Annotated in this window: 22 protein-coding genes; 17 read left to right on the top strand and 5 right to left on the bottom strand. The window is 70.6% G+C overall.

Annotated features, from left to right (window positions below):
• The first annotated feature begins 17 nt into the window (after nucleotides 1–17).
• The 7 genes from AB0B90_RS14280 (at nucleotide 18) to AB0B90_RS14250 (ending at nucleotide 6,947) form a co-directional block, all read left to right on the top strand.
• The gene (locus AB0B90_RS14280; protein WP_350947754.1) at nucleotides 18–1,019 is read left to right on the top strand and encodes a proline racemase family protein; all 1,002 of its coding nucleotides are present in this window, start codon (nucleotides 18–20) and stop codon (nucleotides 1,017–1,019) included.
• 377 nt (nucleotides 1,020–1,396) lie between these two features.
• The gene (locus AB0B90_RS14275; protein ID WP_362922739.1) at nucleotides 1,397–2,569 is read left to right on the top strand and encodes a branched-chain amino acid ABC transporter substrate-binding protein; all 1,173 of its coding nucleotides are present in this window, start codon (nucleotides 1,397–1,399) and stop codon (nucleotides 2,567–2,569) included.
• Nucleotides 2,566–3,459 carry a branched-chain amino acid ABC transporter permease gene (locus AB0B90_RS14270; RefSeq protein WP_350947752.1) on the top strand — a complete coding sequence of 298 codons (894 nt, stop codon included), beginning with the start codon at nucleotides 2,566–2,568 and terminating at the stop codon, nucleotides 3,457–3,459. Before AB0B90_RS14275 ends, AB0B90_RS14270 begins: the two co-directional genes overlap by 4 nt.
• Nucleotides 3,456–4,490 carry a branched-chain amino acid ABC transporter permease gene (locus tag AB0B90_RS14265; RefSeq protein ID WP_350947751.1) on the top strand — a complete coding sequence of 345 codons (1,035 nt, stop codon included), beginning with the start codon at nucleotides 3,456–3,458 and terminating at the stop codon, nucleotides 4,488–4,490. The genes AB0B90_RS14270 and AB0B90_RS14265 overlap by 4 nt, the downstream gene beginning before the upstream one ends.
• Nucleotides 4,487–5,398: an ABC transporter ATP-binding protein gene (locus AB0B90_RS14260; protein WP_362922736.1), complete on the top strand. Its 912-nt coding sequence runs from the start codon at nucleotides 4,487–4,489 to the stop codon at nucleotides 5,396–5,398. Before AB0B90_RS14265 ends, AB0B90_RS14260 begins: the two co-directional genes overlap by 4 nt.
• A complete protein-coding gene (locus tag AB0B90_RS14255) occupies nucleotides 5,391–6,116 on the top strand; it encodes an ABC transporter ATP-binding protein (protein ID WP_350947749.1) in 726 nt (241 codons plus the stop codon). The genes AB0B90_RS14260 and AB0B90_RS14255 overlap by 8 nt, the downstream gene beginning before the upstream one ends.
• 138 nt (nucleotides 6,117–6,254) lie before the next feature.
• Nucleotides 6,255–6,947, top strand: a complete 693-nt coding sequence (locus AB0B90_RS14250; RefSeq protein ID WP_350947748.1) for a GntR family transcriptional regulator — start codon at nucleotides 6,255–6,257, stop codon at nucleotides 6,945–6,947.
• 224 nt (nucleotides 6,948–7,171) lie between these two features.
• Here AB0B90_RS14250 and AB0B90_RS14245 read toward each other — a convergent pair whose 3' ends face one another.
• The 4 genes from AB0B90_RS14245 to AB0B90_RS14230 all read right to left on the bottom strand — a co-directional run bounded on the left by AB0B90_RS14245 (nucleotide 7,172) and on the right by AB0B90_RS14230 (nucleotide 11,636).
• Nucleotides 7,172–8,089, bottom strand: coding sequence for an EamA family transporter (locus AB0B90_RS14245; RefSeq protein ID WP_350947747.1), 918 nt, complete (start codon nucleotides 8,087–8,089; stop codon nucleotides 7,172–7,174).
• A gap of 228 nt (nucleotides 8,090–8,317) precedes the next feature.
• Nucleotides 8,318–9,745 (bottom strand): glycosyltransferase family 39 protein, encoded by a 1,428-nt coding sequence (locus AB0B90_RS14240; RefSeq protein ID WP_350947746.1) that lies wholly within the window; start codon nucleotides 9,743–9,745, stop codon nucleotides 8,318–8,320.
• A gap of 179 nt (nucleotides 9,746–9,924) precedes the next feature.
• Nucleotides 9,925–10,692, bottom strand: coding sequence for an ABC transporter permease (locus AB0B90_RS14235; protein ID WP_350947819.1), 768 nt, complete (start codon nucleotides 10,690–10,692; stop codon nucleotides 9,925–9,927).
• Between the two features lie 35 nt (nucleotides 10,693–10,727).
• The gene (locus AB0B90_RS14230; protein WP_350947745.1) at nucleotides 10,728–11,636 is read right to left on the bottom strand and encodes an ABC transporter ATP-binding protein; all 909 of its coding nucleotides are present in this window, start codon (nucleotides 11,634–11,636) and stop codon (nucleotides 10,728–10,730) included.
• A 240-nt stretch (nucleotides 11,637–11,876) separates the two neighbouring features.
• Between AB0B90_RS14230 and AB0B90_RS14225 the strand changes: the two genes are divergently transcribed.
• The 10 genes from AB0B90_RS14225 (at nucleotide 11,877) to AB0B90_RS14180 (ending at nucleotide 21,877) form a co-directional block, all read left to right on the top strand.
• Entirely contained in the window at nucleotides 11,877–13,109 is a 1,233-nt protein-coding gene (locus AB0B90_RS14225; protein WP_350947744.1) for a multidrug effflux MFS transporter, read from the top strand.
• Between the two features lie 105 nt (nucleotides 13,110–13,214).
• Nucleotides 13,215–13,994, top strand: a complete 780-nt coding sequence (locus AB0B90_RS14220) for a metalloregulator ArsR/SmtB family transcription factor (RefSeq protein ID WP_350947818.1) — start codon at nucleotides 13,215–13,217, stop codon at nucleotides 13,992–13,994.
• Nucleotides 13,991–15,403 (top strand): Fe-S cluster assembly protein SufB, encoded by a 1,413-nt coding sequence (gene sufB / locus AB0B90_RS14215; protein WP_344920891.1) that lies wholly within the window; start codon nucleotides 13,991–13,993, stop codon nucleotides 15,401–15,403. The genes AB0B90_RS14220 and sufB overlap by 4 nt, the downstream gene beginning before the upstream one ends.
• On the top strand, nucleotides 15,403–16,524 hold the full coding sequence (gene sufD, locus AB0B90_RS14210; protein ID WP_350947743.1) for a Fe-S cluster assembly protein SufD: 1,122 nt from the start codon (nucleotides 15,403–15,405) through the stop codon (nucleotides 16,522–16,524). Before sufB ends, sufD begins: the two co-directional genes overlap by 1 nt.
• Complete coding sequence (locus AB0B90_RS14205) at nucleotides 16,521–16,838, top strand: non-heme iron oxygenase ferredoxin subunit (RefSeq protein WP_350947742.1); 318 nt, start codon at nucleotides 16,521–16,523, stop codon at nucleotides 16,836–16,838. The genes sufD and AB0B90_RS14205 overlap by 4 nt, the downstream gene beginning before the upstream one ends.
• 37 nt (nucleotides 16,839–16,875) lie before the next feature.
• Nucleotides 16,876–17,610, top strand: a complete 735-nt coding sequence (sufC, locus tag AB0B90_RS14200; RefSeq protein WP_350947817.1) for a Fe-S cluster assembly ATPase SufC — start codon at nucleotides 16,876–16,878, stop codon at nucleotides 17,608–17,610.
• Nucleotides 17,610–18,869 (top strand): cysteine desulfurase, encoded by a 1,260-nt coding sequence (locus AB0B90_RS14195; protein WP_350947741.1) that lies wholly within the window; start codon nucleotides 17,610–17,612, stop codon nucleotides 18,867–18,869. Before sufC ends, AB0B90_RS14195 begins: the two co-directional genes overlap by 1 nt.
• A 118-nt stretch (nucleotides 18,870–18,987) precedes the next feature.
• On the top strand, nucleotides 18,988–19,425 hold the full coding sequence (gene sufU / locus AB0B90_RS14190; protein ID WP_350947740.1) for a Fe-S cluster assembly sulfur transfer protein SufU: 438 nt from the start codon (nucleotides 18,988–18,990) through the stop codon (nucleotides 19,423–19,425).
• Complete coding sequence (locus tag AB0B90_RS14185; RefSeq protein WP_350947739.1) at nucleotides 19,422–19,817, top strand: metal-sulfur cluster assembly factor; 396 nt, start codon at nucleotides 19,422–19,424, stop codon at nucleotides 19,815–19,817. The genes sufU and AB0B90_RS14185 overlap by 4 nt, the downstream gene beginning before the upstream one ends.
• Before the next feature lie 368 nt (nucleotides 19,818–20,185).
• On the top strand, nucleotides 20,186–21,877 hold the full coding sequence (locus AB0B90_RS14180; RefSeq protein ID WP_350947738.1) for a DEAD/DEAH box helicase: 1,692 nt from the start codon (nucleotides 20,186–20,188) through the stop codon (nucleotides 21,875–21,877).
• 261 nt (nucleotides 21,878–22,138) lie between these two features.
• Here the strand turns inward: AB0B90_RS14180 and AB0B90_RS14175 are convergent, their stop codons facing one another.
• A complete protein-coding gene (locus AB0B90_RS14175; RefSeq protein ID WP_350947737.1) occupies nucleotides 22,139–23,167 on the bottom strand; it encodes a LacI family DNA-binding transcriptional regulator in 1,029 nt (342 codons plus the stop codon).
• Between the last annotated feature and the right edge of the window lie 130 nt (nucleotides 23,168–23,297).

Genomic DNA, 23,297 nt, shown 5'->3' with positions numbered 1-23,297 from the left:
TCCCGTGAGGAGCGTCGATGAGAACGAAGAGGATCTTCCACGCGGTGGACTCCCACACCGAGGGCATGCCCACCCGAGTGATCACCGGGGGAGTGGGGGTCATCCCCGGCTCGACCATGGCCGAGCGGCGCGAGCACTTCCTCGCCGAGATGGACCACGTCCGCACCCTGCTCATGTACGAGCCGCGCGGTCACTCGGCGATGAGCGGGGCCATCCTGCAACCGCCCACCCGGCCGGACGCCGACTTCGGCGTGCTCTACATCGAGGTCTCCGGTTGCCTGCCCATGTGCGGGCACGGCACCATCGGCGTCGCCACCGTCCTGGTCGAGACCGGGATGGTCGAGGTCGCCGAGCCGGTCACCGTCATCCGGCTGGACACCCCGGCGGGGCTGGTCGTCGCCGAGGTCAGGGTCGAGGACGGCGCCGCCACGGAGGTGACCATCACCAACGTGCCCTCCTTCAGCGCCGGGCTGGACCGCGCGGTCAAGGTGCCCGGCCTCGGGGAGGTCGTCTACGACCTGGCCTACGGCGGCAACTACTACGCGATCCTGCCCATCGAGTCGGTGGGCCTGCCGTTCGACCGCGCACACAGGCAGCGGATCCTCGACGCGGGCCTGGCGATCATGGAGGCGATCAACGAGCGGGACGAGCCCGTCCATCCGCTGGACCCCGGCATCCGCGGCTGCCACCACGTGCAGTTCGTCGCGCCAGGTTCCGACGCCGGGCACTCGCGGCACGCGATGGCGATCCACCCCGGCTGGTTCGACCGCTCGCCGTGCGGCACCGGTACCAGCGCCCGGATGGCCCAGCTGCACGCCAGGGGCGAGCTTCCTCTGGAGACCGGCTTCGTGAACGAGTCGTTCATCGGCACCCGCTTCGTCGGGCGGCTCGTGGCCCGGACGGAGGTGGGGGGCCTGCCCGCGGTGGTTCCCACGATCACCGGGCGTGCGTGGGTCACCGGCACCGCCCAGTACTTCCTCGACCCCCGCGACCCGTTCCCCGGAGGTTTCCTCCTCTGACGACTTCGACCCGGGCAGGGATCCGGTTCGCCGTCCGACGGTGGGAATGCCGGCGAACGCCTCCCGGGGGGATCCGGACCATCGCCTGACCGGCCGCGGTGTCTTCGCCCGGATCCGCCGATCCCGCCGGTCGGAGGCCACTCCGCGTGAGGAGCCCACGATCGGCGTCCCGAGAGCACCGGGTTTCACCGAGAGGGGGCACAGGACCGATCCATGCCATCTGAACTGCGAATACGTCTCCGCTTCCGATGCTCCCCGCGCCGGGTCCCGCATCGCGGGGAAACGGCGTCCCAACGTTAACGGTCTTGTTTCGGCCCTTGACGTGTCCCTGCATTACACATGCAATATCACACATCACTAGATGTGAGGAGCCGCACATGCGTGCCACCCCCCTGAAGTGCTTCACGTCGCTGGCCGTCCTCGGTCTCCTGGTCACCGGATGCGGCCAGGGGCTGCTCGGTGACGGAGGCGCGGGTCAGGCGACCGCGGAGAAGGACGAGCCGATCGTCCTCGGCATGCTGATCCCGCAGTCGGGCAGCGAGGCCGCGATCGGCCCCTACATGAGCAACGCGGCGCAGCTCGCGATCGACGAGATCAACGCCAAGGGCGGTGTGCTCGGCCGACGGCTGGAGCTGAAGACCGCCGACGACGCCTGCGACGCCCAGTCCGCGGCGGCGGGCGCGAACAAGCTGGTCACCGAGGGGATCGACGTCTCGGTGGGCGGCTACTGCTCCGGTGCGACGCTCCCCACCCTGCCGATCTTCGGCAAGGCGGGGATCCCGATGATCATCCCGGCCGCCAACTCCCAGGAGCTGGTCGACCAGAAGCTCAAGCACGTCTTCCTGATCAACGGCACGGGCTCCCAGCAGGCCGCGGCCGCGGAGAAGTGGATCACCAAGCAGGGTTCCAAGAGCGTCGCGCTCATGCACGACAACACCAGTTACTCCAAGGACATCGCGCTGCGCACCCAGGCACTCCTGGAGGCCCCCGGCGGAGCCGAGGCCGTGATCACCGAGGCGGTCACCCCGAAGGAGAGCGACTACAGCGCCAACATCACCAACGTGCTGGCCAAGAAGCCCGACTTCGTCTACTGGACCGGCTACTTCCAGGAGGGCGGCCTGATCGCGCGTCAGCTCCGGCAGGCCGGATACAAGGACTCCATCATGGTGGGCGACGGCTCGGTCTCCCCCAAGCTGGTCGAGATCGCCGGAGACGAGGCCGCCGAGGGCCTGTACGCGACGATGACCCAGACGCCCGACACCCTCCAGGGCGCCGAGGGCTGGATCGAGGCGTACCAGAAGAAGTACTCCTCCGAGCCGGGCCCGTACTCCAACCAGGCCTACGACGCGGTGCGGCTCGCCGCCGAGGCGGTCACCAAGGCGGGCGCCACCGACGGCGACAAGGTCATCGCGGCGCTTGAGGCGATCGACGGCTTCTCGATGTTCTCCGGGCCGCTGAAGTTCACCCCCGAGCACACCCTGGCGAACGGCGGCTTCCAGATCCTCGTCGTCAAGGACGACAAGTTCGCCCTGCAGGACGCCCTTAAATGACGCAGCTCGTCTGGAACGGGCTGTTCGTCGGCTCGTTCTACGCCCTGGTCGCCCTGGGGTACAGCATGGTCTACGGGATCATCAAGCTGCTCAACTTCGCCCACGGCGACCTGTACATGCTCGGCGCGTTCGCCGGTTTCGCCATCCTCGGCGCGGTCGGCGGCGTGTCCTCCTCGATGGCACTGCCGCTGCTGCTCGCGGTGCTCCTGGCGACCATGGTCGCCACCGGCCTGGCCGGGGTGGCCCTGGAGCGGATCGCCTACCGCCCGCTCCGCCGCGCCCCGAGGCTGTCCCTGTTGATCACCGCGGTCGGGGCCTCCTTCGCGCTGGAGTACGGGATGCGCGCGGTGGCCGGGGCCGACCCGCGGGTCTACCCGGTGCGGCTGGGCGGCACCTCGCTGGAGATCCTCGGGGCCCGGCTCACCGTGCAGCAGATCGTCCTGATCGGCGTGGCGGTGCTCCTCATGGCCGGGCTCAACCTGCTGGTCACCCGCACCCGCGAGGGCAGGGCGATGCGGGCCATCGCGCTGGACCCGCGCACCAGCGCGCTGATGGGCATCGACGTCAACGCGGTGATCTCCCGCACCTTCTTCATCGGCTCGGCGCTCGCGGGGGCCGCGGGCGTGATGGCCGGTGCCTACTACGGCAAGATCGATTTCATGATGGGCTTCCTGATCGGGCTCAAGGCCTTCACGGCGGCCGTCATCGGGGGCATCGGCAACATCCCGGGCACGATGCTCGGCGGTCTGCTGCTCGGCCTGCTGGAGTCGTTCGGCACGTTCTGGCTGGGTGGTGAGTGGCGTGACGTGTTCGCCTTCGGGGTGCTGATCCTGTTCCTGACGGTGCGGCCCACCGGCCTGCTCGGCGAGCGCGTCACGGAGCGCGTATGAACGGGACCACCGGTCCCACCGGACCTGCTGAACCCACCGGGCCTGCTGGGACTGCCGGGCCCGCGGGAGCCACGACGACCAAGGTCCGCCGCCTCGGCACCGACTCACCGCCCAGCAGGGCGTCGAAGCTGATGCAGAACCGGTGGGCCGGGCTCGCCGGGCTGCTGATCGCGCTGCTGGCGCCCTTCGTCAACGCCACGCCGTACGCGCTGTCGGTCATGACCAGCGCGGCCATCGCCGTGATGCTCGCCGCCGGGCTGAACATCGTGGTCGGCTACTGCGGCCTGCTCGACCTGGGGTACGTCGCCTTCTTCGCGGTCGGCGCCTACACCAGCGGCGTGCTGGCCACCCGCTTCGACCTGCCACTGCCGGCCACGATCCCCGCGGTGCTCGTGGCCACGGTCATCGCGGGGATCGTGATCGGCGCCCCCACCCTGCGCCTGCGCAGCGACTATCTGGCCATCGTCACCCTCGGCTTCGGTGAGATCATCCGGATCACCGCCAACAACCTGGACGTCACCGGTGGCCCCTCGGGGATCTACGGCATCCCGCATCTGGTCGAGAGCCCGGTGCTCTTCTACTACCTCACCGTGGTCGTCGTCTCGCTCGCCGTCCTCGGCGCGGCGCGGCTGGGCCGCTCCCGCCTGGGCAGGGCCTGGCGTTTCGTCCGGGAGGACGAGGACGCCGCCGAGGCGATGGGCGTGCACACCTACCGGGTCAAGCTCGCCGCCTACATCGCGGGCGCGGTCTGGGGCGGCATGGCCGGGGTGCTGTTCGCCGCGCAGCTGTCGGCCGTCTCACCGGGCAGCTTCACCTTCCTGTCGTCGGCGCTGGTGCTCATGGCCGTGGTCCTGGGCGGCATGGGATCGACGCCCGGCGTCGTCGTCGGGGCCGTGGTGATCAGCATCCTGCCGGAGATCCTGCGCGACCTCGCCGACTACCGGTTCTTCCTGTTCGGCGTGCTGCTCATCGCCTTCATGATCCTGCGGCCGCAGGGGATCTGGCCGGCCCGTTCCAAGGAGGTCCCGTGAGCCTGCTGAGCGTGACCGACCTGCGCCTGACCTTCGGCGGGCTGGTGGCGATCGACGGCCTGTCGTTCTCGGTGCGCGAGGCGGAGATCGTCTCCGTGATCGGGCCCAACGGGGCGGGCAAGACGTCGGCGTTCAACTGCGTCACCGGCTTCTACCGGCCGACCTCGGGCCGGATCACCCTGCGCGGCAGGGACCTGCCGGGGCTGCGGCCCTCGGCGATCGCGGGTCTGGGCGTCGCGCGGACCTTCCAGAACCTGCGGCTGTTCGGCGAGCTGTCGGTCCTGGACAACGTACGCGCGGGATCGCACCTGTGGCTGCGCCAGAGCGTCCTGGACGCCCTGCTGCACACCCCGCGCTACCGGCGCTCCGAGCGCGAGTGCACCGAGCAGGCCCATCACTGGCTGGACTTCGTCGGCCTGCGCGGCGACAGGTACGGACAGGCGAGGAACCTTCCCTACGGGGAGCAGCGCCGCACCGAGATCGCCCGTGCCCTCGCCCGGCGCCCCGACCTGCTGCTGCTCGACGAGCCCGCGGCCGGGCTCAACCACGGCGAGAAGGCCGAGATGCTCGACCTGATCCGGCGCATCCAGGCGCTGGGGGTGGCGATCGTGCTCATCGAACACGACATGGGCCTGGTCATGGAGGTCTCGGAACGCGTGGTCGTGCTCAACTTCGGCAGGGAGATCGCCGACGGCCGTCCCGAGGACGTCCGGCGAGATCCGGCCGTCATCGAGGCATACCTCGGTGGCGACACCTCCGCGAACGACGGGACCGGCGAAGCCACGACCATGGAGAAGGACGGCGCGGTCGAAGAGGGCACGGACAAGGACAGCGCGAAGAACAGCGCGAAGGACAACGAGAAGGACAGCGCGACGGGTGACGCGGCCGGGGGAGGCGCCGATGCTTGACATCGACGGGCTGGACGTCCACTACGGCGGCGTACACGCCCTGCGCGGACTGTCCCTCGGCGTCGCCGAAGGCGAGATCGTCGCGCTGCTGGGCAACAACGGCGCGGGCAAGACCACCACGCTCTGCGCGGTCTCGGGACTGCTGCGGCCCAGTGGCGGCAGGGTGCTCTTCGAAGGGAAGGAGATCACCGGGCGGAAACCGCACAGGATCACCGCGCGCGGCCTGGTGCACGTGCCGGAGGGCCGCAGGATCTTCAGCACGCTCAGCGTCCACGAGAACCTCCAGCTGGGCGGCTACCTGGTCCGCGACCAGGCGGAGATCCGCGCGCGGATCGACCGCGTCTACGAACTGCTGCCGCGCCTGGCCGAGCGGCGCGCACAGCAGGGCGGCACGCTGTCGGGCGGTGAGCAGCAGATGCTCGCGATCGGCAGGGCGCTCGTCACGGGCCCTCGGCTGCTGCTGCTCGACGAGCCCTCCATGGGGCTGGCGCCCCTGGTGGTCGCCTCGATCATGGAGCTCATCGCGGGCGTCAACGCCCAGGGCACCTCGGTGCTGCTCGTCGAGCAGAACGCCGTCGCCGCCCTCGGGATCGCCCACCGCGGCTACGTGATCGAGAGCGGGAGGTGCGTCCTGGAAGGGCCCGCCGCCGAGCTGCGCCGGGACCCCCGGGTGGTCGAGGCATACCTCGGCGGAACCGGGGGGAGCGAACGCGGGTGACCGGCGGATCCGCCGTCGGCGCCGTACCCCGCGGATCGGCCCCCGGGTGTTCGGAGGCAGGCGGACGGCCTGGGAGGATGGGAGGGTGGCGGGTTCCGCCGATCAGGCGTGGACGTGAGCGACGCGAGAGGCTCCGGTATGGCTCCTAGGGCGGACGGCCGGCTCGACCTGCCGCTCGTGAGCGAGCGGCAGAGCCTGCGGGAGCAGGTGGCCCACGCGCTCAGGGCGGCCCTGATCACCGGCGAGATGAGGCCGGGCATGGTCTACTCGGCCCCGGTGCTCGCCGCCCAGTTCGGCGTCTCGGCGACCCCGGTGCGCGAGGCCATGCTCGACCTGGCCAAGGAGGGCCTGGTCGAGGCGGTACGCAACAAGGGCTTCCGGGTCACGGAGCTGTCCGACAGGGATCTGGACGAGCTGACCGAGATCCGCAGGCTCATCGAGGTGCCCACGGTGGTCCAGCTGGCCGACGCCGGGCGCGCACCGAGCTTCGAGACACTGCGCCCGCTCGCCCAGGCGATCGTCGACGCCGCCGAGCGTGGCGACCTGCTCGCGTACGTCGACGCCGACATCCGCTTCCACCTGGACCTGCTCGCCCTGGCGGGCAACTCCCGCCTCGTGGAGGTGGTGCGCGACCTGCGCAACCGGGCCCGTCTGTACGGCCTGTCCTCCCTGCACCGGCAAGGTGCCCTCGCCGACTCCGCCCGAGAGCACCTCACGCTGCTCGCGCTGCTGTCGGAGGGGGACGCGAGCGGTGCCGAGCGGCTGATGCGCGACCACATCCGGCACGTCCGCGGCATCTGGGCGAGCCGGCCCGAGCAGCCCGAGAATTGACATCCTCTCCCTCGTGAACGTCGTGAACGCGGGGGTCCGCGGTCGCCCGTGAGGGGGCCCGCCTCATTCCGGTGGCCCGCCCGAGAGGATTCTCGTCGAGGCATCGCACCGGCTCCACCGGCGTCTCACCTCTGCGCCGGGGCCATGGTCCGGAGAAGCGTCGGGGCGGGTCGGAAGGGCCGTGGGGGCGCCGTCACCGAATCGGTGGCGTGGGACCCGAGAGTTCAGCCGGTGCTGCGGGTGGCGCCGACGCTGGCGATGACCACGCAGCCGATGGCGGCCCACTCGCGCATCTGGAGCACCTCGCCCAGGAGCAGCAGCCCGGCCAGCGCGGCCATCGCGGGCTCCAGGCTCATCAGGATGCCGAAGACCCGTTTGGGCATCCTGCGCAGCGCTTCCAGCTCGATCGAGTAGGGGATGACCGACGACAGCAGTCCCACCCCGAGCCCGATCAGCAGCAGCTCGGGCTGGAGCAGGTCGGCGCCACCCGAGGCGATCCCGACGGGGGCGACCAGCAGGCAGGAGACGATCATCGCCAGGGCGAGGCCGCTCGTTCCGGGGAAGCGCCGGCCGACCGAGGCCGACAACAGGATGTAGCCGGCCCAGCAGACCGCCGCCACCAGGGCGAAGGCGATCCCGGCCCAGCTGATCCTGGAGGCGGTCCCGCCCCACGGGGCGAGCAGCACCACGCCCGACCCGGCGAGCACCACCCAGAACAGGTCGAGGCGGCGGCGCGAGGCCGCCACCGCGACGCCGAGCGGGCCGAGGAACTCGATCGCCACCGCGATGCCCATCGGCAGCCGGGCCAGCGCCTCGTAGAACGACAGGTTCATCACGCCCAGCGTCACGCCGAACGCCACCCCGGCGCCGATGTCCGCCCTGGACAGGCCGCGCAACCGGGGTCTGACGACCGCGCCCAGGATCAGGGCACCCGTCGCGATCCGCAGGAACACCACGGCGCTCGGCGGCAGCTGGGAGAACAGGTCCTTGGCCAGGCCCGCGCCCACCTGCACCGACATGATGGCCAGCAGCACCAGACCGGACGGCGGGATGGCGTCGGAGGCCGCTCTCAGCAGCGTTCCGGGCCTGGGCAGCCTCGGCTTGTACGGCTCGGCGGGCCCGTGCAGGGCATCGGCGGTCACGACTCTCCTTGGTCATGCGCAAAACGACATATGACACCTTACTTGTCGAGGTCGTCGTTTTCACGGCTGTCCGTGATGTGAGACGGCACCTGATCGGTGGCGGGCCGGGGCGTGCGACGACCCCGTGGGGGGCTTCCGGCGGTTCGCCCTCCGCCGGAAGGACGCTCCCATGGTTCGTCAGGCGACGAGCCGGACCTCACCGGGAGGCGTTCACCTCCATCCTCACTGTCAGGGAAGGGGGGTCTCGCCGGTCGTGCGGCGTCCGGCGTCCGGCGTCCGGGTGTAGAGCGCGACGGTCATGCCGGGTACCCGACCCGTCCGCCAGGACCTGGCCCGGACGAATCCCTCCTTGACCAGGGTGATCACCCGGCCGACGCGCGAGGCCGCCTCCGCCCCGCCCCGCCAGATCACCCAGACCCGCTCGCGCCCGGCCACGGCGGTGGCCACGTCGGAGCGCTCCGGGTAACCGAAGGAGTGGGACAGGGGCGCGGGCCCGGCGAGCAGCACGTCGTCGGGCAGCCCTTTACCGCCGTGCCGCGTCCGGTCGTAGTAGCGAAAGCCCTCGCGCAGGGAGGAACGTCCGTAGAGGAGGGCGTCCCCCGGCCGGCCCTCGCTCGCGAGGATCCGTACCGCCCGGGGGAAGTTCTCGTGGTGCCCGTCCTCCCCTCGCAGGTCCAGCTGGCCGGGGAGCCCGGCCGCCAGGACGCCCGCCAGCGCGATCCCGGTGACCAGGTGAGGCAGCGCGGCGAGGGTGAGCCCGGCCAGCAGCGCGTACGCGGGCACCGTCGCGAACAGGTAGCGGTCGACGTAGACCGGCGAGACCAGGTGGGAGAGGGTGAACAGCAGCAGGGGCGGCAGAGTCGCCCAGGAGCCGAGCAGGACGATCCAGAGCCGGTCGGCGCCGTGTCTCCGGCCCAGGAACGGAGCGGCGGCGGCGACGGCGAGCACCACGCACCCGGCCAGGGCGGTGCCCCCGGCCATCTTGGGCAGGGCGAGGAACACGTCGGGTCCCGGCAGGGTGATCCAGCTGATCGCGTGCCGCTCGGCGAAGCCGACCGCCGTCCAGACGGCCCCAGGGACGCAGCCCACGGCCATGCAGGCGAGCACCCTGGGCAGGACGCCCCGCCCGTACGACCCGACCGCGAGCAGGTGGGCGGCGAGGACGAGCAACGCGAACACCTGCGTGCAGCCCAGCAGCGCGACGGCGGCCGCGTATCTCCACCAGGCGCCGCGCCGTCCCGGCTCCTCGATCGCCCGGTACAGCGTCCAGGTGGCCAGGACCGCCGCGGCGGCGGCGAACGCGTAGGAGCGGATGTTCTGCCCGTGGTAGGAGACCGAGGGCAGGAAGACGTAGACGGCGGCGGCGGCCAGTCCGGCGGGCTGCGAGCTCAGCCGGCGGCCCAGGTCGGCGATGAGCGCGGTGGCCGCGCCGGTCGCGAGCGCCGAGGGCAGGCGCATCCACCACTCGGCCTGCCCGAACTCCAGCCACAGGTGCATGAAGGCGTAGTAGGGCAGGAAGTGCCCGTCGATGTGCTGGGCCAGCTCCCAGAGTCCCGCGGCGCCGCGGCGGGCCGCGCTGAGAGTGGCGAGTTCGTCCCCCGACTGGGAGACCGTGGACGAGCCTGCGACGGAGACAAGCGTGGCAACGATCCCCATGGCCAGAGCTGGCCAGATTCGCCCCGTATGTCGTGTCGCCGGACGGGATGAAGATCGCGTTCCGGTAATGATCACCTGGAGGATGGTAGATCTTGGAGATCATTCTGGTTGATCTTTTGCGGTGATAGGTGGAGAAATTCCCGATTTAGGCGATCTCTGGTAACCGGTTTCCGGGCGGGTCACTCCCAGCGGAACGTCCGGGAGGTGAGGAAGAGCGACACAGCCGCCCACGCCGCGAGGATCGCCACGGCGGCGAGCGGTGCTCCCGTGCCGTCGCTCAGGACCGCGCGGAGCCCTCCGGTCAGCGCCGAGATCGGCAGCAGCTCCAGCACCGGCCGCACCGCCTCGGGAAACCTCGCCAGCGGGAAGGCGACCCCGCCGCAGGCGAGCAGGAGCAGGTAGACGAGGTTCGCCGCGGCGAGCGTGGCCTCGGCGCGCAGCGTCCCCGCCATCAGCAGGCCGAGCCCGCTGAACGCGGCGGTGCCCAGCACGATGAGCGCCAGGACCGCGAGCGGCGAGCCCGTGGGGTGCCAGCCCAGGGCGAGCGCCACCGCGCAGATGACCGTCACCTGGACGACCTCCACCGCGATCACCGCGAGCGTCTTGGACAGCATCAGCCCGGTCCGCGACAGCGGGGTCGCGCCCAGCCGCTTCAGCACGCCGTAGCGGCGCTCGAAGCCCGTCGCGATGGCCTGCCCGGTGAAGGCGGTGGACATCACGGCGAGCGCGAGCACGCCGGGGGTCATGAAGCCGATCCGGGAACCGCCGCCCACGTCGATGATCGGGGCGGAGGAGAGGCCGACGAGCAGCAGCACCGGGATGATCATCGTGAGCAGCAGCTGCTCGCCGTTGCGGAGCATCGCCCGGATCTCCGCTCCAGCCTGGGCCGCCACCATCCGGCCCAGCGGCGCGGCTCCGGGGGCCGGCGTGAGGTCCAGGGTCGTCATCATTGGGCTCTCCTGCGGTCTGGGTTTCGAGGGCGTCACCGGAGCTCACGCCCGGTCAGTTCCAGGAAGACGTCCTCCAGGGTGCGCCGCTCGATGCTGAGGTCGTCGGCGGTCACGCCCTCGGCGGCGCACCAGGTCGTCACCGTGGCCAGGAGACCGGGTACGACCTGCCCCTCGATGATGTAGTGCCCGGCCGGCGACTCCTTGGCCGTGCTGCCGGCGGGCAGGGCGGCGAGCAACTCGTCCAGGCAGAGGCCGGGGCGGGCGCGGAAGCGCAGCTGCCGCTCGGCGCCGGTGAGGGAGGAGGGCGTGCCCTCGGCGACGACCCTGCCGCGGTCGATGATCACGATCTGGTCGGAGAGTCTCTCCGCCTCGTCCATGTGGTGGGTGGTGAGCACCACCGAGACCCCGCTGGAACGCAGGTCCTTCACCAGCTCCCAGCAGGCGTGCCTGGCCTGCGGGTCCAGGCCCGCGGTCGGCTCGTCGAGGAAGACCAGCTCCGGGCGGCCGATGACCGCTCCGGCCAGCGACAGGCGCTGCTGCTGGCCGCCCGACAGCCTGCGGTACGGGGTGCGGGCGTGCTCGCTCAGCCCCAGCCGTTCCAGCAGCGCCGCGGGGTCGAGCGGGTGGGCGTGGAAGCGGGCCATCAGCCGCAGCCACTGCCCGCAGCGGGACGCGGGGGGAACGCCGCCCGCCTGGAGCATCACCCCGACCCTGGCCCGCAGTTCCGGCCTCGACGGGTCGAGCCCGAGCACTCGCACGGTGCCCCCGTCGGCCCGGCGGAACCCCTCGCAGATCTCCAGGGTGGAGGTCTTGCCGGCCCCGTTGGGGCCCAGCACCGCGGTGACCGCGCCGCGGGCGGCGTTGAAGGTCAGGCCGTCGATCGCGGTCGTCCCGCCGTATCTTTTGACCAGGTCGACGATCTCGACGGCTGGGGAGTCCATGGCCACGAGTTTAGGGACCGTGCCCGCCGGTCACGCTGCCGGACCACGCGTCCGCGGCCGCCGGGAACCCGTTTCCCGCGCGGCGCCCGGCCGCCCTCCGTTCACACCTAAAGGTTTTTTCGAGGAAATTTCCGAAAAGCAGGAATTCGGATGACCGGTTGTTGGTTGGGACGCTTCGGCCCCTGTGGGCCGTCATCGCCCGTCAGTGGGGGCGTGGCCTGCGAAAAAGGGGATACGGGTATGACCGCGGCCGCCGTCGAGCCGGAGGTGGCGCCGATCGTACGGCGCAGGGGACTGCTGCTCGCCATCCTGGGAGCGCTGTCGGCGGTCGGCCCTCTCGCGATCGACATGTATCTTCCCGCCTTTCCCTCCATCGCCGCCGACCTGGGCAGCGGGCAGGCGCAGGTGCAGCTCACCCTCACCGCCTGCCTCATCGGATTCTCGGTCGGGCAGGTCGTCGCGGGCCCGATCAGCGACACGCGCGGACGCCGGGGCCCGCTCCTGATCGGCATCGCCGCCTACGCCGCGGCCTCCCTGCTGTGCGCCTTCTCGCCCTCGGTGTACGGGCTGGTCGGCTTCCGCCTGCTCCAGGGCGTCGCGGGCGGCGCCGCGCTGGTGATCGTCCGCGCGATCGTCCGCGACCTGTACGAGGGGGCGGCCATCGCCCGCATCTTCGCCACCCTCATGCTCGTGACCGGCCTCGCCCCGATCCTCGCCCCGATCGCGGGCGCGCAACTGCTCGCCCACACCTCCTGGCGGGGCGTGTTCGTCGCGTTGAGCGTCGCGGGCCTGCTGATGCTGGTCTTCGCGCTGTCCGGGGTACGCGAGACGCTTCCCGCCGAGCGGCGTGAGAGGGGCGGGCTCAGGCACACCCTCACCACCTTCTGGCACCTGCTCCGCGACCGCCCCTTCATGGCCGCGACCCTCGCCGGAGGGCTGAACTTCGCGGCCATGTTCGCCTACATCTCCGGGTCGCCCTTCGTGCTACAGGACGTCTACGGCACCTCGGCGCAGACCTTCTCGCTGGTGTTCGGGCTGAACGCGCTGGGCCTGACCATCGCCGCCCAGGTCGGCGGGCGCCTCGCCGGGCGCCTGGACCCGGCCCGGCTCATCCTCGCCGGGCTGTTCCTGGGCGTGGCCGGAGCCGCCGGGGTGCTCGCCGCGGCCCTGTTCCACCTGCCGCTGCCGGTGCTGGTCACCGCGCTGTTCACGATGATGTGCGGGGCGGGCCTCGTCCTGCCGGGCAGCGGCGCGCTCGCCCTGGCCGGTCAGCCCGCGCGGATCGCCGGGAGCGCGGCCGCGCTGACGGGCGTGCTGCAGTTCGCCCTCGGCGCCGTCGCCGCACCGCTGGTGGGGCTGGGCGGGGAGGGATCCGCACTGCCGATGGCCGTCGTGCTGGCCGGTTTCACCCTCGCCGCGCTCGCCGCCTTCGCCGGGCTGCGTGGGACCGCGCGGAGCGTTTCCCCAGCTTAGGTAAGCCTTACCTGCGTGATGAACCACATTCCGGACGACCGTACATCGGGTTTGTAACTCGGGAAGCAATTACGGCACACTGATGTTGTGAAATACGTGACCGGGATGCAGGACACCGAGGGAGCCGCCATCGCGCGGCCCTCCGGCGTGTCCGCCGAGCGCAGCACGCGAGCGCGTGTCGCCCGGCTCATCCTGGAACACGGGCCCATCACCGCCGCCGCCCTCGGCGAGCGGCTCGGCCTCACCCCCGCCGCCGTCCGCAGGCATCTCGACGCCCTGCTGGCCGAGGGGATGGCCGAGGCCCGCACCGCGAGGCCGCGAGGCCAGCGCGGGCGCGGGCGACCGGCGAAGCTGTTCGCGATAACCGACGCAGGCCGCAGCGCCTTCGAGCACGCCTACGACGGCCTCGCCGGGAGCGCGCTGCGCTTCCTGGCCGAGCGCGTGGGTCCCGAGGCCGTGGCCGAGTTCGCCCACTCCCAGGTGGCCGGCCTGGTCGACCGCCTGAGACCGAGGATGAGCGAGGTCCCCGCCGACCAGCGGGTCCGTGTCCTCGCCGAGGCGCTGTCGGCCGACGGCTACGCCGCCTCGGCGAGCAAGGCGAGCCTCGGCGGCGAGCAGCTGTGCCAGCACCACTGCCCGGTCGCGCACGTGGCCGCGGAGTTCCCGCAGCTGTGCGAGGCCGAGACGGAGGCGTTCGCGCGCATCCTCGGCACCCCCGTGCAGCGGCTCGCGACCATCGCCCACGGCGACGGCGTGTGCACCACGCACGTCAGCCCCCACAGAACACCGGGGCCGGGCGCAGGAGACTCCCCGGCACCCGATCCGGCGCGATCGCCGGCAATCCACGAAACGATCGACACATCGAGCAAGGAGACCGGAAGGTGACTGTCACCGACCGCCCGGAGCTGGAAGGCCTCGGGAATTACAAGTTCGGCTGGGCCGACTCGGACGCCGCGGGAGCGACGGCCCGGCGTGGCCTGTCCGAAGAGGTCGTCCGCAACATCTCCGCGCTGAAGAGCGAGCCGGAGTGGATGCTGGACCTTCGTCTGAAGGGGCTGCGCCTTTTCGGCAAGAAGCCCATGCCCAACTGGGGTTCCGACCTCAGCGGCATCGACTTCGACAACATCAAGTACTTCGTGCGCTCGACGGAGAAGCAGGCCGCCTCCTGGGAGGACCTGCCGGAGGACATCAAGAGCACCTACGACAAGCTCGGCATCCCCGAGGCGGAGAAGCAGCGCCTGGTCGCCGGCGTCGCCGCCCAGTACGAGTCCGAGGTGGTCTACCACAAGATCCGTGAGGACCTTGAGGAGAAGGGTGTCATCTTCGTCGACACCGACACCGCCCTCAAGGAGCACGAGGAGATCTTCAAGGAGTACTTCGGGACCGTGATCCCCGTCGGCGACAACAAGTTCGCCGCGCTGAACACGGCCACCTGGAGCGGCGGCAGCTTCATCTACGTGCCGCCGAACGTCAACGTGGAGATCCCGCTCCAGGCCTACTTCCGGATCAACACCGAGAACATGGGCCAGTTCGAGCGGACCCTGATCATCGTGGACGAGAACTCCTACGTCCACTACGTCGAGGGCTGCACCGCGCCGATCTACTCCTCCGACTCGCTCCACAGCGCCGTCGTGGAGATCATCGTGAAGAAGGGCGCGCGCTGCCGTTACACGACCATCCAGAACTGGTCGAACAACGTCTACAACCTCGTCACCAAGCGCGCCGTGGCGTACGAGGGCGCGACCATGGAGTGGGTCGACGGCAACATCGGCTCCAAGGTCACCATGAAGTACCCGGCCGTCTACCTCATGGGTGAGCACGCCAAGGGCGAGACCCTCAGCGTCGCCTTCGCCGGTGAGGGCCAGCACCAGGACGCCGGGGCCAAGATGGTGCACCTCGCGCCGAACACCAGCTCCTCGGTGATCTCCAAGTCCGTCGCCCGCGGCGGCGGCCGCACCTCCTACCGCGGCCTGGTCCAGATCGAGGAGGGCGCTCACGGCAGCGCCAGCACCGTCAAGTGCGACGCGCTCCTCGTCGACCAGATCAGCCGCTCCGACACCTACCCCTACGTGGACGTGCGCGAGGACGACGTCTCCATGGGGCACGAGGCCACCGTCTCCAAGGTCTCCGACGACCAGCTCTTCTACCTGATGAGCCGCGGTCTGGGCGAGGACGAGGCGATGGCGATGATCGTCCGGGGCTTCGTGGAGCCGATCGCCCGCGAGCTCCCGATGGAGTACGCCCTGGAGCTGAACCGCCTGATCGAGCTGCAGATGGAAGGGGCCGTCGGCTGATGGGTCTCGACACAGGAAAGCCCCTGTCGACCCTCCACGAGAAGGCCTCGTACGACGTGGCCGACTTCGAGGTACCGACCGGCAGGGAGGAGGAGTGGCGCTTCACCCCGCTCTCCCGGCTCAAGGGTCTGCACGAGGGCGCCGCGGCCTCGGCGAACGTGGTCGTGCACGTCGACGCCGCCCCCGAGGTCACCGTGGAGACCGTCGGCCGCGACGACGAGCGGGTCGGTAAGGCCTACGTGCCCGCCGACCGGGTGAGTGCCCAGGCCTACTCCTCCTTCGAGAAGGCCACCGTGCTCACGGTCTCGCGCGAGGCGGTCGCCTCCAAGCCGACCGTGATCACCTTCCTCGGCTCCGGCGAGGGCACCGCGTACGGCCACACGGTCGTGCGGCTGGAGCCGATGGCCGAGGCCGTGGTCGTGCTCGACCACCAGGGCAGTGCCGTCTACGCCGACAACGTCGAGTTCGTCGTGGGCGAGGGCGCCACGCTCAAGGTCGTCAGCCTGCAGGACTGGGCCGACGACGCCGTGCACGTCTCCCACCACCACGCCCTGCTGGCCAAGGACGCGACCTTCCGCGGCTTCGTGGTCACCCTCGGCGGCGACCTGGTCAGGCTGTCACCGTCGGTCGCCTACTCCGGCCCCGGCGGCGACGCCGAGCTGAACGGCCTCTACTTCGTCGACGCCGGCCAGCACCTGGAGCACCGCCTGCTCGTCGACCACTCCAAGCCCGGCTGCCGCAGCAACGTCGACTACCGCGGCGCGCTGCAGGGCACCGACGCCCACGCGGTCTGGATCGGCGACGTCATCATCCGGGTCGAGGCCGAGGGCACCGACACCTACGAGCTCAACCGCAACCTGCTGCTCACCGACGGCGCCCGCGCCGACTCGGTGCCCAACCTGGAGATCCTCACCGGAGAGGTCGCCGGGGCCGGCCACGCCAGCGCCTCGGGCCGCCTCGACGACGAGCACATCTTCTACCTCCAGGCCCGCGGCATCCCCTACGAGGACGCGCGCCGGCTCGTCATCAGGGGATTCTTCGCGCAGCTGCTGGAGAAGATCGAGGTCCCCGAGCTTCGCGAGCGGGTGCTCGCCCGGGTCGAGGCGGAGCTTGAGAAGTGACGTTCGAAAAGGTCTGCAAGCTCGCGGACATCCCCGACGAGGGTGTCATCGGCCTTGAGGTCGACGGCACCCCCGTCGCCCTGGTCCGCCAGGGCGAGGAGGTCCACGCGCTGCACGACGTGTGCTCCCACGCCGAGGTGAAACTCAGCGAGGGGGAGGTCTACGACGGCACCCTGGAGTGCTGGCTGCACGGCTCGTGCTTCGACCTGCGCTCGGGCAAGCCCACCGGCCCGCCCGCCAACAAGCCCGTTCCCGTATACCGAGTGAAGATCGACGGCGATGACGTCCTCGTCTCGCTCTCGAAGGAGTCATAAAGTGTCTGACACGAGCCGAGTCCCCTCGGGGTCCACCCTGGAGATCCGCGACCTGCACGTCACCGTCGCCGACAAGGAGATCCTGCGCGGCGTGAACCTGACCGTGCGGGCCGGCGAGACCCACGCCATCATGGGTCCCAACGGCTCGGGCAAGTCCACGCTCGCGTACGCGATCGCGGGCCATCCCAAGTACACCATCACGAGCGGCCAGGTCCTGCTCGACGGGGTCGACCTGCTGGAGCTCACGGTCGACGAGCGCGCCCGCGCCGGCCTGTTCCTCGCGATGCAGTATCCGGTCGAGGTCCCCGGCGTCAGCGTTTCCAACTTCCTGCGCACCGCCGTCACGTCCGTCCGCGGCGAGGCTCCCAAGCTCCGCGAGTTCGCCAAGGACCTCAAGTCCGGCATGGACGCCCTGTCCATCGACGCGGCCTTCGCCCAGCGCAACGTGAACGAGGGCTTCTCCGGCGGTGAGAAGAAGCGCCACGAGATCCTTCAGCTGGAGCTGCTCAAGCCGAAGATCGCCGTCCTGGACGAGACCGACTCGGGCCTCGACGTCGACGCGCTGCGCGTGGTCTCCGAAGGCATCAACCGCTTCCGCTCCGGCGAGACCGGTGTGCTGCTCATCACCCACTACACCCGCATCCTGCGCTATGTGAAGCCGGACTTCGTCCACGTCTTCTCCGCCGGGCGGATCGTGGAGCAGGGCGGCCCCGAGCTCGCGGAGAAGCTCGAGGCGGAGGGCTACGAGGCCTACACGAAGGCGTCCGCCTGATGGACACCGGCCTTGACGTGGAGAGGATCAGGAAGGATTTCCCCGTCCTCTCCCGTGAGCTTCCCGGCGGCAGGCCGCTGATCTACCTCGACTCGGGAAACTCCGCGCAGAAGCCGACCCAGGTGGTCGAGGCGATGCGCGAGCACATGGCGATGCACTACAGCAACGTCGGCCGGGCCATGCACGTGCTGGGCGCGGAGTCCACCGAGGCGTACGAGAACGCCCGCGACAAGGTCGCCGCCTTCATCGGCGCGCCCGACCGCGACGAGATCGTCTTCACCAAGAACGCCTCCGAGGCGATCAACCTGGTGGCGTACGCCTTCGGCAACCCCGTCGGCGAGGACCCCCGCTTCCGGCTCGGCCCCGGCGACGAGATCGTCGTCTCGGAGATGGAGCACCACTCCAACATCGTGCCGTGGCAGATGCTCGCGCAGCGCACCGGCGCGACCCTGCGGTGGTTCTCCGTCACCGACTCGGGCCGCCTTGACCTGTCCAACCTCGACGAGCTCGTCACCGAGCGCACGAAGATCGTCTCGATCGTGCACCAGTCGAACGTGCTGGGCACGGTGAACCCGGTCGCCCCGGTGCTCGCCAGGGTCCGCGAGGTCGGCGCGTTGATGATGCTCGACGCCTCCCAGTCGGTGCCCCACCAGCAGGTGGACGTGGCCGCGCTGGGCGTCGACTTCCTCGCCTTCACCGGTCACAAGGTCGTCGGCCCCTCGGGGATCGGCGTGCTGTGGGCCCGTGGCGAGTTGCTCGAGGCGATGCCCCCGTTCATGGGCGGCGGCGAGATGATCGAGGCGGTCTGGATGGACCGCTCGACCTACGCGCCCGCGCCGCACAAGTTCGAGGCGGGCACCCCGCCGATCGTCGAGGCCGTCGGCCTCGGCGCCGCGGTCGACTACCTGTCGGAGATCGGGATGGACGCCGTCGTGCGCCACGAGCGCGAGCTCACCGCGTACGCGCTCGGCGCGCTGGGGGAGATCCCCGGGCTGCGGGTGGTCGGCCCGCTGGACCTCGCCGACCGGGGCGGTACGGTCTCCTTCACCCTGGAGGGGATTCACCCGCACGACGTCGGGCAGATCCTGGATGACAACTTCGGGGTGGCCGTGCGCGTGGGACACCACTGCGCACGCCCGCTCCACCTCAGGTTCGGGATTCCCGCGACCACGCGGGCGTCCTTCTACCTCTACAACACACCGGCCGAGATCGACGCACTGGTCCGCGGCCTCCACCACGTGCGGAAGGTGTTCGCCTAGCCATGCCCGAGCAGTCGAGACGGCGTACGGGCGGACGGCGGGCGGCGGACGCCCGCCGCACGGCGTCCGGCGACGCACGAGCGCACGGCGCAGCGAACGAGAAGGTGAGCACGACCCTATGATCGCCGAGTCCATGTACCAGGAGTTGATCCTGGAGCACTACAAGCACCCGCAGGGGAGGGGGCTCCGCGATCCGTACGACGCCGAGGTCCACCACGTGAACCCGACGTGCGGTGACGAGATCACCATGCGCGTGAAGCTGGGCGACGGCGGCAAGGTCGAGGACGTCTCCTACGACGGGCAGGGCTGTTCCATCAGCCAGGCCGCGGCCTCCGTGCTGCACGAGCTGGCCACCGGCTCGACCGTCGACGAGACCCTCGGTGTCGTGGAGGAGTTCACCCGGCTCATGCAGGGCAGGGGAAAGATCGAGGCGGACGAGGACGTGCTGGGCGACGCCGTCGCCTTCGCCGGGGTCGCCAAGTTCCCCGCCCGGGTGAAGTGCGCGCTACTGGCGTGGATGGCCTACAAGGACGCGGTCGTGAGGAGCACCAAATGAGCAAGGCTGTAGAGACCCCCACCACGGCGTACGACGGTGACGCCACCCATGACGAGGTCATGGAGGCGCTCAAGGACGTCGTGGACCCCGAGCTCGGCATCAACGTCGTCGACCTGGGCCTGATCTACGGGCTCCACCTGGACGCCGCCGAGGGGGCCGGTGAGGGCGCCGAGGGCGGCGAGGGGGCCGCCCTGCCGGTCGCCACCATCGACATGACGCTGACCAGCGCGGCCTGCCCGCTGACCGACGTCATCGAGGACCAGGCGCACTCGGCCCTGGAGGGCATGGTCTCCGACGTCAAGATCAACTGGGTGTGGCTCCCGCCGTGGGGCCCGGACAAGATCAGCGACGAGGGTCGCGAGCAGCTCCGGATGCTGGGTTTCAACGTCTGAGCGGCACTTCGCGGCACGGCTCGCACCCCCTCGGTTCGGGCTGTGGCCAATTGTGTGAGAGGATTTCCAAGGCCGGGAAGAAAAACCCGGCCTCGGAGTGTTGACTCCAACCGACGGACAAGCGGCCGGCCTATGCCGGACGCCCCGACCGAACCCGGCACTGCGAACGCCGGGTATGCTTGATCGTGGTTTGACTGCGTGCGGGTAAGCTAGACCCGCCCCGTGCGGTGCGCCTCGACTTGCACCGCACTACCGCCCTTCATGTGGGTGTTGATCCAGCGCGGCCTCAGGCCGTGCGTTCCAGGCTCGTCCTTTCGCAGAAGTGACGTGCCCCGTTCTTCTATCGAAAGGCACGAGTCTTCGTGACCATGCTTGACGCTGTTCTGCCCGAAATCACCGACATCACCGAGATTTCCCAGGCCCCCGCAGGTCCGTCCGAGTTCACCCTCCTCGGTCTGCCGAAGCCGCTGGTGACCGGTCTCTCCCGTGCGGGCATCGACAGTCCCTTCCCCATCCAGCGGGCCACGATCCCCGACATTCTCGCCGGTCACGACGTTCTCGGCCGTGGCCAGACCGGCTCCGGCAAGACGCTCGCCTTCGGTCTGCCCATGATGTCCCGCATCGCCGGCGCCAAGGCCCGTCCGGGCCACCCCCTCGCCGTCGTCCTGGTGCCGACCCGCGAGCTCGCCATGCAGGTGACCGACGCCCTCGAGCCGCTCGGCCGCGGCCTGTCGCTGCGGATGAAGACCGTTGTCGGCGGCATGTCCATGGGCCGCCAGATCGAGGCACTGCGCCGCGGCGTCGAGGTCGTCGTCGCCACGCCGGGCCGTCTCACCGACCTCATGCAGCAGGGTGAGTGCATGCTGGACGAGGTCCAGGTGACGATCCTCGACGAGGCCGACCACATGTGCGACCTCGGTTTCTTCCCGGTCGTCAGCGCGATCCTGCAGCAGACCCCGGCAGACAGCCAGCGCCTGCTGTTCTCGGCCACCCTCGACGGCGACGTCGACAAGCTGGTCCGCCGCTTCCTCACCAACCCGGTGACCCACTCCATGGCTCCGGCCGCCTCCTCGGTCGACACCATGGAGCACCACGTGCTGGAGGTGCACCGCGACGACAAGTTCCCGGTGACCGCCGAGATTGCGAACCGCGAGGGCCGGACCATCATCTTCGTGCGCACCCAGCACGGGGTCGACCGGCTGTGCAAGCAGCTCGCCCAGGTCGGCATCCGTGCCGGCGGCCTGCACGGCGGCAAGCGCCAGAACCAGCGCACCCGCATCCTGGCCGAGTTCAAGGAAGGCGCGATCAACGTCCTGGTCTGCACGGACGTCGCGGCCCGAGGCATCCACGTCGACAACATCAGCCTCGTGCTGCACGTCGACCCGCCCCAGGACCACAAGAGCTACCTGCACCGCGGTGGCCGTACCGCCCGCGCCGGGGAGAAGGGCACCGTCATGACGCTGGTGCTCCCCAACGAGCGCCGCTCCACCGACGCGATGACCCGCCGCGCGGGCATCAAGCCGTTCCGTCTCAAGGCGACCCCGGGCCACCCGCGCCTGGAGGAGGTCGCCGGCGCGCGGATGCCCAGTGGCGAGCCGATCCCGGTCTGGGAGCCTTCGGCGCCGGCCGCCAAGCAGCGTCAGGGGCGCGGTGGTTTCGGTGGCAACGGTGGTGGGCGTGGCCCGCGCCGCTTCCGCTCCGACCGTCCCGCCCACGGTGGCGAGGGCCAGTCGTCCCGTGAGCGTTCCTTCGGTGACGACAACCGTGGTGCCTCCGGCGGCGGCCAGTACCGTTCCGAGCGCCCCGCCGGTGGCGGCTACCGTTCCGAGCGTCCCTCGGGCGGCGGTTTCCGCTCCGAGCGTCCCGCCGGTGGCTACCGCGGTGGCGAGCGGCGCGAGCCGTTCCGCGCCGACCGTCCGGCTTCGGCCGGCGGTCACCGCTCCGAGCGTCCGGCCGGCGAGCGCGAGTCGTTCCGCGGCGAGCGCCAGGGCGGCTTCCGCGGCGGGGAGTTCCGCGCCGACGGTCGCGGCTCCTCCGCACGCGGCCGCTACGGGCGCTGATCACCAAGTAGCACCTGAGGGTTCCAGCGCGAGCCCCTGAAGGGCCGGTACGACATCCGTCGTACCGGCCCTTTCCCTGTCACCGGGCGGGGGCGGCCGCCGGATCCTGTGCGGGAAGGGGGACGGGCGTGTCTTCGCGGCGAGCACGGGCTTCGAACGCGCCGAGGTATGTCGAGGTATGTCGAGGTATGGAGCATCCGGCGCCGCTCGTCATCCTGACCAGGCGCTGAGAAGAGCTCGCGGCCCCGACGCGGAGGTCGCTCAGCGGACCTCGGAGGGTGGGGGAGCGGTGCTGGCCCTGGGGGTGAGGCGGGCGGTCTCGTCCTCGTACGGGCCCGCCTCCTCCCCGGCCTCCCCGGTGACGAGGGCGAGGAGCCTGCGGGCGGCGTGGGCGCCGTAGGCGGAGATGTCCCGGCTCAGGGCGGTGAGCGGCGGGCGGACGACGCGGGAGAGGGGGGAGTCGTCCCAGGCGACGATGGACAGGTCGTCCGGCACATCCAGGCGCAGGTCCTGGGCGGCCGACAGCCCGGCGACGGCCATGATGTCGTTGTCGTAGACGATCGCGGTGGGCCGGTCGGCGGAGCTGAGCAGTCGCCGGGTGGCGCGGGCCCCCTCCTCGCCGGTGTAGTCGGTGTGCACGGTCACGTGCTCGGCGACGCCTTCGCAGGCCTGGGCGAAGGCACGGTCGCGTAGCACGGTGTGGAGCAGGCGTGGCAGCCCGGCGACCCTCGCGATCCTGCGGTGGCCGAGCGCGACGAGATATCCCACCGTCTCGTGAACGGCGCCGTCGTCGTCGGACCAGACGGAGACCAGCGACCCGGCCCCCGACGGATGACCGACCACCACGGAGGGCAGGTCCAGCGCCTCGAACTCGGGGACGCGCGGGTCGTCCACGTGCAGGTCGACCAGGATGGCGCCGTCGATGCGGCCTTCCGCCCACCAGCGCCGGTAGATCGAGACCTCCTGCCTGTGGTCGGTGACCACCTGCAGCGTGAGCGCGTAGGAACGGGCCGACAGTTCGCTCTCGATGCCGCTGATCAGCTCCATGAAGAAGGGCTCCATGCCGAGGGTGCGGGCCGGGCGGCACAGGGCGAGGCCCACGGTGTGGGCCCGCGCACCGTTCAGGGCGCGGGCCGCGCTGTTGGGACGCCAGCCGATCTCCTCGGCGATCGCCAGGATCCTGGCGCGGGTGCTCTCCGAGACGCCGGGCTGCCCGTTGAGGGCGTACGAGACGGCGCCCTTGGAGACCCCGGCCTGTCTGGCGACATCCGTGATCGTCGGTCTTCTCATGTCACTCTCCCCGATCGGGGTGATTGTAACTGAACCGGTCCAGCCGCCTATTGACAGTGCCGACACATTGACTTTACGGTCACGTTACTTATCCGGTTCACCAGCGCATGCGGTCGCGTCTAGATCGGTT

Origin of the sequence: Streptosporangium sp. NPDC049078 (assembly GCF_040648855.1) — a bacterium.
In the GTDB taxonomy this organism is placed as follows: Bacteria; Actinomycetota; Actinomycetes; order Streptosporangiales; family Streptosporangiaceae; genus Streptosporangium.
The sequence above is the reverse complement of the archived record's forward strand: the minus strand, read 5'-3'. Positions and strand labels throughout refer to the sequence as shown.